At 67.2% G+C, this 12,330-nt stretch carries 17 protein-coding genes; 2 read left to right on the top strand and 15 right to left on the bottom strand.

Going from position 1 to position 12,330, the window contains the following annotated elements; translation table 11 throughout:
- From ACZ4MU_RS06520 to ACZ4MU_RS06450, 15 genes are all read right to left on the bottom strand, one after another.
- Positions 1–306 (bottom strand): hypothetical protein, encoded by a 306-nt coding sequence (locus ACZ4MU_RS06520; protein ID WP_356450212.1) that lies wholly within the window; start codon positions 304–306, stop codon positions 1–3.
- 65 nt (positions 307–371) lie between these two features.
- The gene (locus ACZ4MU_RS06515) at positions 372–710 is read right to left on the bottom strand and encodes a phage tail assembly protein (protein ID WP_150171689.1); all 339 of its coding nucleotides are present in this window, start codon (positions 708–710) and stop codon (positions 372–374) included.
- 104 nt (positions 711–814) lie between these two features.
- Complete coding sequence (locus tag ACZ4MU_RS06510; protein WP_403500117.1) at positions 815–1,567, bottom strand: phage tail tube protein; 753 nt, start codon at positions 1,565–1,567, stop codon at positions 815–817.
- 75 nt (positions 1,568–1,642) lie between these two features.
- Complete coding sequence (locus ACZ4MU_RS06505) at positions 1,643–2,143, bottom strand: hypothetical protein (protein ID WP_356450207.1); 501 nt, start codon at positions 2,141–2,143, stop codon at positions 1,643–1,645.
- The gene (locus tag ACZ4MU_RS06500; protein WP_467871706.1) at positions 2,143–2,511 is read right to left on the bottom strand and encodes a DUF5403 family protein; all 369 of its coding nucleotides are present in this window, start codon (positions 2,509–2,511) and stop codon (positions 2,143–2,145) included. Before ACZ4MU_RS06500 ends, ACZ4MU_RS06505 begins: the two co-directional genes overlap by 1 nt.
- Entirely contained in the window at positions 2,511–2,846 is a 336-nt protein-coding gene (locus tag ACZ4MU_RS06495; RefSeq protein WP_150171697.1) for a phage head completion protein, read from the bottom strand. The genes ACZ4MU_RS06500 and ACZ4MU_RS06495 overlap by 1 nt, the downstream gene beginning before the upstream one ends.
- The gene (locus tag ACZ4MU_RS06490) at positions 2,843–3,301 is read right to left on the bottom strand and encodes a hypothetical protein (RefSeq protein WP_467871702.1); all 459 of its coding nucleotides are present in this window, start codon (positions 3,299–3,301) and stop codon (positions 2,843–2,845) included. Before ACZ4MU_RS06490 ends, ACZ4MU_RS06495 begins: the two co-directional genes overlap by 4 nt.
- Positions 3,302–3,372: 71 nt before the next feature.
- Complete coding sequence (locus tag ACZ4MU_RS06485) at positions 3,373–4,434, bottom strand: phage major capsid protein (protein WP_223828488.1); 1,062 nt, start codon at positions 4,432–4,434, stop codon at positions 3,373–3,375.
- Positions 4,435–4,511: 77 nt separating this feature from the next.
- Positions 4,512–5,015, bottom strand: coding sequence for a hypothetical protein (locus tag ACZ4MU_RS06480; RefSeq protein WP_467871700.1), 504 nt, complete (start codon positions 5,013–5,015; stop codon positions 4,512–4,514).
- Between the two features lie 3 nt (positions 5,016–5,018).
- On the bottom strand, positions 5,019–6,125 hold the full coding sequence (locus tag ACZ4MU_RS06475) for a VG15 protein (RefSeq protein ID WP_467871697.1): 1,107 nt from the start codon (positions 6,123–6,125) through the stop codon (positions 5,019–5,021).
- A gap of 32 nt (positions 6,126–6,157) precedes the next feature.
- Complete coding sequence (locus ACZ4MU_RS06470; RefSeq protein ID WP_467871694.1) at positions 6,158–7,573, bottom strand: phage portal protein; 1,416 nt, start codon at positions 7,571–7,573, stop codon at positions 6,158–6,160.
- 33 nt (positions 7,574–7,606) lie between these two features.
- Positions 7,607–8,656, bottom strand: coding sequence for a terminase (locus ACZ4MU_RS06465; RefSeq protein WP_467871691.1), 1,050 nt, complete (start codon positions 8,654–8,656; stop codon positions 7,607–7,609).
- The gene (locus tag ACZ4MU_RS06460; RefSeq protein ID WP_356450195.1) at positions 8,619–8,984 is read right to left on the bottom strand and encodes a hypothetical protein; all 366 of its coding nucleotides are present in this window, start codon (positions 8,982–8,984) and stop codon (positions 8,619–8,621) included. The genes ACZ4MU_RS06465 and ACZ4MU_RS06460 overlap by 38 nt, the downstream gene beginning before the upstream one ends.
- The gene (locus ACZ4MU_RS06455; protein ID WP_223828491.1) at positions 8,981–9,268 is read right to left on the bottom strand and encodes a hypothetical protein; all 288 of its coding nucleotides are present in this window, start codon (positions 9,266–9,268) and stop codon (positions 8,981–8,983) included. Before ACZ4MU_RS06455 ends, ACZ4MU_RS06460 begins: the two co-directional genes overlap by 4 nt.
- Before the next feature lie 35 nt (positions 9,269–9,303).
- A complete protein-coding gene (locus ACZ4MU_RS06450; protein ID WP_467871686.1) occupies positions 9,304–9,741 on the bottom strand; it encodes a phage terminase small subunit in 438 nt (145 codons plus the stop codon).
- A 773-nt stretch (positions 9,742–10,514) separates the two neighbouring features.
- Between ACZ4MU_RS06450 and ACZ4MU_RS06445 the strand changes: the two genes are divergently transcribed.
- On the top strand, positions 10,515–11,453 hold the full coding sequence (locus ACZ4MU_RS06445) for a hypothetical protein (protein WP_467871684.1): 939 nt from the start codon (positions 10,515–10,517) through the stop codon (positions 11,451–11,453).
- Positions 11,454–11,479: 26 nt separating this feature from the next.
- Positions 11,480–12,289 carry a hypothetical protein gene (locus tag ACZ4MU_RS06440; RefSeq protein ID WP_467871681.1) on the top strand — a complete coding sequence of 270 codons (810 nt, stop codon included), beginning with the start codon at positions 11,480–11,482 and terminating at the stop codon, positions 12,287–12,289.
- The last annotated feature ends 41 nt before the right edge of the window (positions 12,290–12,330 follow it).

Genomic DNA, 12,330 nt, shown 5'->3' with positions numbered 1-12,330 from the left:
CTACCTCCCGGCGAACCGCTTGTAGATCTCGGCCACCGAGGCGGGCCGCTTGCCGGCCTTCTTCTTGGCCTTCGGCTTCGGGCGCGGGTACTCGGGGATCTTCGGCGCCTTGCCCTTGCCCCACTGGCCCGTGGCCCTGGTGTTGGTGTTGAGCGCGTCGAAGAGATCGGCCGCCAGGTGGCGGTCCTGGCCCCAGCCGAAGAACTCCCTGCCGCCCGACGCGAGGGCGACGGTCAGGGACGTGTCGGGAAGCCTCTGCAAGAGCGAGAGGACCAGGGACGGGGAGGGGCCGCGGCCTGCGATCACGTCGGCGAGATCCACGCCGTAGTAGAAGCGCAGGTCGGGATACAGCCCCTCCCCGTACTGGTCGATCAGCCCTGCGAGGCCGAGGCTTCCCCCGCCTGGGTGCCCTCGCCGTACCGGTCGAAGATCTCCGCGAGGACCGCGAGGTCGCCGTTGACCGCCTTGAGCAGCCGATCGGCCGCCTTCGTGTGCTCGGCAACCAGGCGGATCGCCTCGGAGAGAAGCTCCTCCTGGTCGGCACCGTCGTCACCGAGCCGTTCCTGAAGCGCGGTGAGCTCGTTCCGCGCGGTCTTGGTCAGGCGCAACGGGTTGAGCAGGCGGACGGTCTCGCCGCCGAGCTCGATGTCAGTGCTGCCGTACTTGGCCTCTGCGGCGTTGCGGATGTCGTCGAGGGAGTAAGAAGCCATGGGGGTGCGGACCTCCAGAATTGAACGAGAAGGGGGGAGGCGGACCGAGGAGAGGGAAGGGCCCGGCGCGAGCGGGTCCGCAGCGCTCACGCCGGGACGAGGGGTCAGGCGCCCGAGCCGGGCGCCGTACCGGAGGCCCAGGCGGAGCCGGTCCAGTAGGCGTTGGAGTCGTCGCCGAGGGCGACGTACTGGCCGGTGGTCCAGGCCGTCAGCGGGCTCGCGGTGACGGTCGCGAGGGCAGCGAGGTTCGCGGGGGCGACAGATCCGTCCGGGGTGAAGGAGCCCGGCGTGCCAGCGGTCGCGCCAGTGGCGACGGTGCCGCCCAGCGGCGTCACGGCGTAGGTCCAGGTGTTGTTGCCGTAGACCATCGGCTTGACGCCGAGCGGGAGGCCGGCGAGGGACTCCGTGTCGGCAATCGCCATGTCGTCGGCCCTGTAGATCTCGGCCTTCGGGGCGTAGAAGCCGAAGTGGTTCTCGCCGTCCACGAACACGGCGAGGAAGGCCGCCTGTGTCGGCTGCGGGTCGGCCGGGACGCCGATCGTGCCGTCCGGCAGGGTCGGGGCGTTGGCGCCGAAGTAGAGCTTCAGCGCGGCCTTGTCGAACTGCTGCAAGGTCAGCGCCATGGTCTCCGTGCGGGCGCTGTACTTCGTGCGGAGGGTCTTGTTCTGGAGGCTGCCGATCGTGGTGGCTTCGCCACCTTCGGAGGTGATGCCGAAGACATCCTCAAGGGAGGTGTGGCCGACCGGCTCCCACGGTGAAGTGGGGACGAGGAGATCGTCAGGCATCGGCGTACCGACGGGGGCCGTCAGGTAGTTGCCGGAGCCGACCACGAGAGTTGCAAGGTCGTTGAGCGCCAAGAAGAAACGTTCCTTCGTGCGGGCATAAAAAAGGGCCCGCACCCCGGAAGGGGTCGGGCCTTTCGTCTGCTGTGCTTAGTGGGGAAGGGGGTAGGGGCGCTTCCGCGGCTTGCGGATACGGATGTCGTAAATCGACTCGTAGCGCCACACACCCGTGGGCAGGTCCGCGTACTGCACGGGGCCGGTCGCGGTCGCCCAGTCCGAGGCCCGGCGTGGGGAAGAGTTCATGTCGACGCGGGTGATGTGGCCTCGGCCGGGAACGACTTCGTTATTGAGCCAGGCGTCCCGCAGCACGACGCGGACGGCCTCGGACAAGATCGCCGAGTCCTCATCCCCGTTGGGGTCAGCTGCGAAGCAGTTGATCACCACGCGGGCGGCGTCGGTGAAACGGGCGTCACCGTCCCAGGCGCCGAAGCTGGGGTCTCGGCGGACCAGGACAAGCGGAAACGTCTCGTGCTGGTCGACGAGCGACTTGACCCGGATGCCCGGCAGGCCCTTGCGGAGGACGGCGAGCAAGAGGTCTTCGACGGGGCTGAGTTCGGCGATGGCCTTGATGTGGTCAGGAATGCCGGCCACTAGTCGACCCTCACCTTGCCCTTCCGCTTCTTGGGGAGGCCCGAGGCGGTGGCGAGGACGTAGAGGCCGTCCGTCGCGGGGACCTCGACTTCGTATTCGTTGCCGTCCTTGTCCTCGCGGGTCACGGTGTACGCCTTGCGGCCGTACTCGATGCTCAGGGCCGCCTTCTGGCCAGCGTCGTCGGAGAGGACCACGTACTTGTCGATGCGGCCTTCCTCGACCTCGATCCGCGAGTGCCAGTCGACGTGGTGCTGGGCAAGGATCTCTTCGGCCTTCACCGCGATCTCGAACGTGACCCGCTCCAGCTCGTCTTGCACGTCCTGGTGCCGAGCGAGGACCCGGTTCGTCTTCTCGTACATGTAAGCCATCAGGGCCGCTCCCGAATGTCGATGCTCCAGTGCCGGGTACGGCGATCACCGTGGTGGTAAGCGGGAGGGGACACGATGTCCCACTCTCGGCCGTTGTACTCCACGCGCGACCACAGGGAGACACCCTCAAGATGGGCGTCGACCACCATCCGAGTTACGTTGATCTGCTGCTGACCGGGGACTTCCGCCTTCGAGGAGCGCTGCGGGATGAAGGCGGCGCGGACCTCGATGGGGCCTTCGGGGTCCGCCACGATGACGGTGTTGCCCCGGTTGTCGACCACCTCGACCGTTCGCCAGACGCGCGCCTTCTGGCCGCGCCTTCGCTGGACGCTCACCAGGGCCCCACCTCATCCGGGAACAGAGGGAAGGGGGCGGCAGACGAGTAGTCGACCGGCACGTAACCGGCGCTCGTACGGGCCTTGGAGCCCCAGGCGACGACGGGCACACTGGCCAGCCCTGCGCGGTTCCCGGCGAGGTTCTCCAGGAGGCGGATCTCCTCGCGGGTGAAGTACACCGACCCGGCGTCGCGGCCGTGGGCGTCCGACCAGGCGAGCGTCTCGTCACCGGCCCTCGACTGCGTGTAGCCGTTCGGGTTGCGCATGTACCTCGCCGCGGACTTCAGCACGAGCGTGCGCACCAGCCGGGGGGCCGAGTCCTCGGGCCAGTCGCGACCGTAGGTAGCCGCCAGGTCCGACGCGTCGTCCAACGCCGTTACTGCGATGCGCAGTTCGTCTTCGTCGGGCTCCCAATCCAGGCGGCCCTTCAGCTCGTCGAGCGTCGCGTACGCCACGCGTCGACCTCCTTTCGGGCAGGCCAGGCAGGGGCCGGCGCGTGTGGCACCGGCCCCTATGAGGCGAGGGATCAGGCGTTGGCGGGATCGGCCTCCGGCTTCACGCCGGTCGGGGTCCAGACCTTCGCGTCGGAGACGCCGGTGATCTTCGCCAGCTCGGAGGCAGCCTCGGGGTAGTCGCTCTTGCCGTCGAGCTGGAGCTTGATGCCGCGCACGAAGTGCTCGCCGGTCGAGATGATCTCCTTCTCGTTGGCCGCGTCCCAGCCGACGAGGATGTCCGTCACGCTGCGGAAGCCCGCGTACGTGTTCACGACGGAACGGTCCTGCATGTACAGCGGGTCGTAGTCGCGGACCCAGCGGAGCGCGATGTTCTCGAAGGAGGTGGTCGCACCGTACGGAACCGACTGCGGGACGCTCGGGGCGCCGGAGAGGAAGATGAACGCCGAGGACGCGAACGCGTAGGCGCTGTCAGCCGGAATGGTCTGGTCGACCACGATCCGGAAGCCGAACCGCTCGCCGATCGAGGCGGTGCGGAGCGCAGACTCGGCCTCGCTGTCGCCGACGTTCTGGGCCAGGTTCAGCTTCTCGTCGGTGAGGAGCGCCGACTCGAATTCGGTGCCGACGAGGAGGTATCGGCCCTCGCGCGGAGCGTGGAAGGCGTTCAGTACGCGCCTGGCTTCGATGAGCGCGCCGCGAAGGTTCTGTCCGGCGTTGCCGATGGTGACGTTGTACGACTGGCCGGTCAGCGTGTTGACCGCCCGGCGCTGAAGGCCACGGGCGATGGCCTTCGACTGGGGGCGCAGGAGCTTGGCCCAGTTGTCGATATCGAAATCGTTCTGCTCGTCGGTCAGCTTGACGGCGGAATACACGTTGCCGCCGAAGGTCACGGCGATCGTTCGTTCGCTGTACTCGTCGAACTGGATCGGCGCCGACCGGTCGTTCCGCCATGCGTAGTCGTGGAAGGGGAGAATTCCCTCGACCTTCATGGAGATGGTGTCATTCTCGGCACCCTTGAACGCGTCGACGCCCTGCTTCTGGAACAGGTTCGGAATGACGAGCTCCTGCTCCAGCATTCCGACGGCGGCGTTGACGAGCTTCTGGGGCTTTACAACCTGGTGCTGGACGGTGGGCAAGTGGTGCTACCTCCGGGGGCATTAAAAAACCCCCGGCCGGGCGGCACGGGGGTTAGGGGAAACGTTTCTTCAAGGCGCTAAAAGCGCCGGGCGCGGCGAGCGAGCTTGCGCGGGTCCATCTCTTCGTCGGGGTCCTCGGACGGATCGAGGCCGCCGCCCAGGCCCTCGGGGACCTTCGGGGAGACGAGCGCCTGGAGGGCCTTCGCGTCGGCTTCCAGCTCCTCGGTCGTGTTGCCCCGCAGGCGGCCGGCGAGTTCCTCGGGGAGGTCGTACTTCCGGGCCACGGAGGCGACGACGAGCGTGTGCTCCAGCTCCGCGTTCCGCGCCTTCACCTCGGCAAGGGCGGTCTCGAACTCCTCCGGGCTCTTGGCCTCGGAGAGCTTGGTCTCGGCGTCTCGCAGCCGAGTGCGGTATCCGGCCGCCTCGTTGCGGACCTTGGCCAGCTCCTTGCGGGCCCAGTCGGGAAGCTCGTCTTCCTGCGCAGTGGCCTTTTCCGCGGGCTGCTCGACCTCGCCCTTGGGCTGCTCGGTCTCGCCGCTCTGGGGCGCCGGGGTGGACGACTCGGGGGTCTCTTCGGGCACGGGTCACGCCTCCTGGGCTGTGGTCGTGGCTTGCCGCGCCGCCAGGGCTGCGGCCTTTTGCCGTTCGCGTTGCTTCTGGCGGATGAACCGCCGCCAGACGGTGAGGGCGCTCTTACCGGCATGGCCCTTTGTGACCTCCGGCCACAGAGCCTCGTATTCACGGTTCAGCGCGAAGAGTTCGGATGCTCCGTACTGCTGTCGCGAGAAGACGGGCATCGCGTAGCAATGGCAGTTGTCGTGGAATTTGTCGCCGTCGTTGAATGTGGCGGATTCACGGGACTTGTAGACCGGGCCTCGACTGATCAGCATTGCGCACCAGCCGCACGGGGTTCCCGTACGGGAAAGCCGGACGTACCCGAGTGCGCGCCGGTCGCGCTTCATGTGATTCCAGGCGGTTGATCGGCCGCCGTTCATCGCGACGCGGGAAGCGGCGGCTGCCTGCTGGGCGCCGGCCTGCCGGTGTGCCTCGTCCCTCTGACGATCTGCGTCACGGGCGAGCTGCTGGTCGTCGACCTCGGACACCCGCCGGTCGAGGTTCTGGGAGCCCAGCGCGTCGAGGACGACGCGGAGTTCGTCCTCCGCCTCACGCTCGATCCGCTCCTCTTCCTCGCGAAGCCCTTCGAGCTCCTCCACGAGGACGCGTTCCCAGTCCTCCGGCTCGTCGTCGAGCTCGGCCTCCACGTCGTCGGCCAAGGGCGCCGTCGACCCGTCAGAACTCGCGTCGTCCGGCTCTTCGGAGGGTGCGGGCGAGGCTTCCCCGCGCTCGGCGGTCGCGGCCTCGCCCGCAGGGCGGGGGGCAGGGGGTGAGTACGTTCCCGCCAGGGCCGCGAACTCCCGGCGAAGGTCGCCGAGCGTCACGTGCGACGGCTCCGGGTGGTATGGGTCGGCGACCGTCGTACCGGTCTGTAGAGCCCTCGCGAGCCTGTAGTAGGCCCGCGCCAGATCGCGCGACATACGCCGCTTCGACATCACCAACGTGATCGCCCGCCGCAGCCAACTCGACGCCGTAGCCGCGCGCTGCGCGGCCGGGACCTCCGCCCACAAGGACAGGGCCTCGGCCGTGGTCTCGACGCCGATCTGCGTCAGGGCGACATGGAAGGCGGCCGACACCTGGTCGGCCTCTGCCTGACGCGCTGTGCTCGTCACGCGGCCTCCGGTACCGCTTCATCGGGAGTCGCGCGGGTGATCGCGGTGGAGAGCTGCCGAACCGAGTCCTCGTCCTCGGCGAGCTCCTCCCAGTCCTCGTATTCGGTCTGGGTGACGCCCGGAACACGGCGCCACAGGCCCTTCGCCGGGATGCCGAGCTGCTCCTTGAGCTTGCCGAGCGCATCGGCGGCCTGGGCGAGGGAGCGCGATTCCATGTCGCGCCAGATGACTTCGCCCTTGTAGTCGTCCGAGCCGCTGCCCCCGGACAATTCGGCGGCCAGTCGGAAAACTCTCTCCCAGGACTCACCAAAGGCCGTACGGAATTCTGCAATCTTGCGGCTCAGAGCTGTTTCCGCTGCTAGGAGGGCCTCGGCGCTCAGGTTGGCTATCTGCCCAAGCAAATGGTGAGGCGGGGTCTGGCTGACGGCGGCGAGGTGCCTTATGGACATATCCACGCTGTCGATGAATCCGCCGAGCGGAGTTTCGTCCAGGCTCCCGAATTTGACATCCGGGTCCTCGGCGAACAAAAACCTGCGCGCATTGTGGTTGATCGGCAGCGGAATGGGGTTGCCGTTCTCGTCGAGAACGGGCTCCCCAGTCTCGGGGTCGCGCCGAATGGGCGGGGCCATGCCGGTCGCCGTGCGCACCTTCACGGAGGCGTACGTCTGGGCCACCAGCAGATCGAAGATCGTCTGGTTGATGCGGTTCTGCAAGGCGATCATGGGCTCGATGACGCCGAGCGTCCGCCCCTCCAGATCCACCAGGGAGGCGAAGCGCGTGACCGGGCACTCCGAAGCGCCGTGGCGGCGCAGCCGCGCAACCACGATCCCCTTCTCGTCGTCCAGGCCGCGGAACGTCACCGTGTACTCGTGCTGGGCATCCCACATGCGAGCCCGGCCGCGCGTATCGCCCGCAGGCCAGGCGGTCACGGTCAGGGCGGCGTAGGGGGTGTCATCGTTCGCCGGGTCCTCGTACAGCGCGGCCGTACGAAGCGCGGACAGCCCCTTCGTCCGCACCTGGCCGGCACGACCTCTCTCGGTGACCGTGAAGCTATGGCCGTACGTCAACGCGCCCCGGTAGATAGCGGCCTGGCGGGCGTCGAGCCGGGACCGCTGCCAGTGCTCCCACTCGGGCGAGCTCGTCTCGACCGGAGCCGGGAGCCCGCCCGCAGGCTTCCCGGAACGGAAGCCATCGACGTAGAGGGCCTGGGCCGGAGTCCCGACGAGCAGGGGCAGCCAGTTCGACACCGACCGGCGCGCGAGGAGCCGGTACTCGTCGTCAGCCTGGGGCGGCATGTACGGGTCGTCATGACGGCCGTGGAGGTAGTCGTCGATCCGCTTCAGGCGGTCGCCATCCCGGTTGAGGATGCCGAGGAGCTGCCGCGCGAGCGCGGCAGGCGACGTGTCGGTCACGCGATACCTCCTGGTTCAAGTTAGCCGTTCGGCTCAAAGGAAAAAGCCGCGACCGGAGCGCTTCCGCACCTTCTTGCCGCGTGCCCGCAGGTCGAAGAGGGCCTCGTGCGCGAGCATGAGCGCCGCGTACGCGTCGACCTTCTTCGGGCTGTCCTTGCTTTCCTTGCCGAACGAGATCCCGTAGTTGTTGGTGCGCCGACGTGCGTTCAGCGCGTGGCGGCGAAGTGCCAAGTCGCCGTCGTGGCACAGCTTTTGGTCGAAGACGCTTCGCATCAGGCGCTCGTGCGCGAGCGTCGAAGCCTTCTGGCTCGACCGCATATCCCAGCCGATCGAATCCTTGCCGGGGGCTTTCACTGCCAGGCCCTCGCCGTACGTCTCGGACCATTCCGAGATGAAGCTTTCCCAGAGGGCAACGTCCGCGTAGAAGCCCTGCACCTCGAAAGTGCTGAAGGCGTCGTGTACGGCGCTGTCGACCTTGGCGCGGGGAACTTCCCAATCCTTTCCGGACGGGCCGTCCGGCCTTTCCCAAAGGCCCAGAACGAAGGCGCACATGTCCGAGACGCGGAGAGCTATGAGACAAGTCGAGTCGTCGCGGAGCCCGCCATCGAATCCCATTACGATCTCGTCGCCGGGGGCCAGCGTCTTCGTCTCGTCCCGGAGGGCATCCCACTCGGCCGGGCCGTATAGGGCGTCTTCCTCGGCCACGATCTGGTTCAGCCACATGCGGCGGCTGCGCGAAGGCGAGAGAGTGGTGTCGAGGATGCTTTGCAGGATCGTCTCAACGCGAAGCCATACGGCGTCGCCCCGAATCTTCGGCAGGACAATCCTGATGGCGTCCGGAGTCAGCGGTGTTTTCGGGTGGGCCTCTACGGAGTCGTACAGGAACCCGATATCGGCCGCCCGGCCTTCGACGATCTTCTCGAAGGCGTCGCGCATCTTCTCCGCAACGGAATCCTCGCCGGGGAGGAATGCGTTAGTGATCGCCAGATAGCGACTGTCCTTCTTGGTCGCATTTCCGTCGATCGTCTCATACATCTTGTCCCCGTTATTGCCCCGCACCCAGTGATGGGTTTCGTTGAGCACAACAAACGTGGACCGCTAAGGACCGCGCCCCCTCAAGGGCGCGATAACTACTTGTCACCGCCTCAAGTCGTTGACGGCCGCCATTCGCCCGGATCAGCTCGGCGCCGGCCTTGATGCCGTACGTCTCGATCAGCTTGTCCGACATGAGGGAAGGCATCACCGTCATGGTATTTCTCGTCTGGTCGCGAGAAACGGCGGCAATTTGCACCCAGGCTTGAGGGTGCGGAACACCTACAGGGTTACCGGAGGCGTCCCAGTGTGAAAAGCGGGAGGGGCCGACGAATTCAACCAGGGAAATGACGGCAAGCAAGGGGTCCTTGCCGGTCAACCCCAGCCCTTGAGGCGCTGGAGAACGCCCTTTCGGTTCAGGAACCGGCCGGACTCATCCAGCGCATACCAGTGGAGAACGAAGCGCAGTTGCTCGCGAGTGAACTTCCAAGGGCCGCCGTCCTCGGCGCGCAGATATTCCGCACACCATCCGGCGATCTGCCAACCGAGTGTGCGCTCTGGCAGCGCCCAGGAGCCGTCCGGCGCCTTCCGCCACGTCGGGCCGAGGAAGGTCGGTTCGAGAGCGTCGATCTGTTCTATGGTCAGGGCTGAGATGGGACTCACCTCCCTTCATGGAGTCGGGCCGCTCGGAGAGCGGCTCACTCGGCGAGCCCCAGCTCCTTCTTGTAATCGGCGATGGCGAGTACGGCCGCGGATTGCTCCTCGGGCTCGGGCTCGTGCAGCTCGATACGCACCCGGCGCCGGTCGCCCTCGGCAACGAGCAGCCTCTCGAATGCGCTGTAGATGGTCTGAAGCATCTGACCGGATCTCTTTCCGGACTTCTTGTAGAAACTCAGGTCTTCGCAGAGCGAATAGGCGAATGCCCAGTCACTGTTCTGGTAGAAGTCGGCTTGGCCGCTGGACTTCAAGGAGTCCCAGAGACGGCGTGCAATTGGATGCCAGTCCCGGTCAGCGTTAGGGATCTTGACTTCCCGAAGCACGCCCTTGGTGACGGACTGGACATCGGAGCCTTTGCGCTCTCGGGGGCGGGCGAGATCCGCCTCCCGATTCGGTACGGGGCCAGGGATCTCGCCCACCTCCTTCCAGGTCGAAGGCCCCCGAGGGAGGGGAGAACCTCGGGGGCCGGCGCGGGCTCGACGGGTACATGCCCGGAGCTCCAGCGCAGTCACATCAGGCCGGGGTGTTCCTCGGTCCTGCGGAATCGGCGCGCGTGGCGCCTTCGAATAGCGGCCTTAGCCGCACCGCCCTCTCGGGAGGATTTGACCCGGTGATGCCACCCGCAGAGTGACTGAAGGTTGGGATCTCGGTGGTCGTCACCGGGAATGATGTGGTCCACATCCGTGGCGGGCTCGGCACACCGCACGCCGTAATCGTCTCTGGCTGTGCACTGATGGCCGTCCCTGCGGAGTATCCGCTTTCGGATCTGTGGCCAATTCGGAGGCAGGCGCAAACGCCTATCCGAAGAGCTCCAGGAAGGAATAGCGCCTCCCTCAAGTCTTTTGTGACTTCCCTCTGTGCGGCCCCTTCGGGGCCGCCAATAGAAAGGCGCTAAGTAATCCTTATTGCCTTCTACTTATATATAGGGAACGAGGGGCCTGTTTCCGGAAACGGGGTTCGAGTGATCTGGGACACAGGCGACGGCGACAGCCGGAGCCGTCACGACGGCGATGAGGGGCGGCGGGCGGAGGGCGGCCCCTGCGGGCCGCGCAAGGGAGAAGTTGAACCGGGTAGACATCTGAAAGGCGAACTTGTACCTTCGGGTCCTGCCTGCAACGCAGGCGGCCCCGGCCTGGTGCAGCGAACACCCGGCCGGGGCCTGAACAAGCACACTCAGAAGGTTGGATTCTGAATGCGAGTGCATCGTAACCGGCATGACCACTCGTTCGTGGTCGTGCCCAACCAGGCCGCCCGGCACAAGAAGCTCTCCCTGACCGCTCGCGGTCTCCTCGTCACCCTGCTGTCCCTCCCCGACAACACCAAGGTCACGGTCGAGTCCATGACCGACGACGTGGAGGAAGGCAAGCGCCTGGTCAGCAAGGCGTTCAACCAGCTCGAAGCCGCGGGCTACCTCCGCCGCGAGCGCTTCCAGACCCCCGAGACGGGCCTCTGGTGCACCGAGACGCACGTCTCTGATCTTCCGACTGACCACATCCCGACGGTCGGTGAACCGGGGGCTCGGTCCGTCGGCGGCTCTCCCAAGGGAGAAAAAACCCAGGAAAAGAACCTCCTCCCCAACCCCTCCGCCAAGAGCGACGGCGACGAGCGGGCCCAGGCCGACGAGGAGGAGGAAGAAGCCTTCGGCAACAAGGACGACCAGGCCGCCACGGCTGACGCCGAGATCGGTCGTGCCGCCCAGACGCTCTCGAAGCTCGGCGACACCGACCGCCGTCTGAAGCTCAGCGCCGCCGAGGTTCTCCGCCTCGCTCCGCTCGCCGCCGCCTGGCTCGCCGAGGGCCACAGCCCGCTCAAGATCGTCAACGTGCTGACCAACCGCCTGCCCGAGCAGGTCGACAGCGCCGCCGCACTGGTCTCCTACCGGCTGAAGAACCAGATGCCCGCGAAGCCGCAGCCGAAGGCGCCCCCGGCACCGGACACCCGCGACCGCTGCGAGGTCTGCGCCGCACCCTTCCCGCTCGGCCGCCGAGGCACCGTGTGCGGCGCCTGCCGCGAAGAGCTCGATCGCGCCGCCGCCTTCCTGTCTGGCGCCCCTGCCATCGAGGACCAGGCCGACGATCTCGACACCGCCCGCCGAGGCCGCGCGCTCTGCCGCGCCGCCGTCGCGGCCTGACCGCGCCCGTACCGGAAAGGCAACCCATGTCTTCAATGCACATGCCCTGGTACGCGCGTGTCGTCTTCACCGCTGGCAGGCCCCTCGTCCTCGTCGCCGCCCTCGTCATGTCCGTCCCCGGCGAGATACGCATGGCAGAACTGGCGGGCTGGCACGGCTGGACGACGTGGCTCATGCCGGTGTGCGTCTCCGCCTACGCCGCCTGCGCGGCCGTCATCTCCGACATCCGCCGCCGTGCCAAGGCACCCGGCCGTGTCACTGCCACCATCGGCGCCGGGGCCGCCCTCGGCCTGGCACTGTCAGCTCAGGTCGTGGCGCACCTGATCGATCGCGGCTACATGGCCACCTCGGCGATCCTCGTGGCAGCCGTATCCGCGGTGCCGCCGCTCGTCGTGGCGCACATGCTCCACATGGCAGCCATGCCGGCCGCCGAAGTCACGGCCGCCGAGCAGATGCGCGAGCTGGAGGAGACGGCCACCTACCTGGCGGGCGAGCTGGCAGAGGCCCTCGACCTGGCAGGCCGCCAGCTCGTCGCCACGAGCCACGGCATCGTCAACGAGTACGAGGAACTGTCAGCCGCCGTCGACGAGCTGGCGGTCGAGCTCGACGAGATCACCGACGAGCTGACTGGCGACCTGGCAGAGGCCGAGAAGGCGGAGCAGAAGCCCCGGCAGAAGGGTGCCGCCAGAAAGGCCGTCCCGCTGGCAGTCGTCAAGAACACGGTCGCCGCCATGCAGGCGAAGGGCGAGAAGGTCACCGGCGAGACGCTCGCGGAGCGCCTCGGCTGCTCGAAGCGGTCCGGGTACCGGTACCTCGGCGAAGTTCGAGCGGCCTGACCCGGCACTCCGTAGCTGGTCAACGCCTTTACTGGTAAAAC

This window comes from Streptomyces sp. NPDC026377 (genome assembly GCF_055567715.1).
This window is presented reverse-complemented; position numbering and strand designations above follow the sequence as displayed.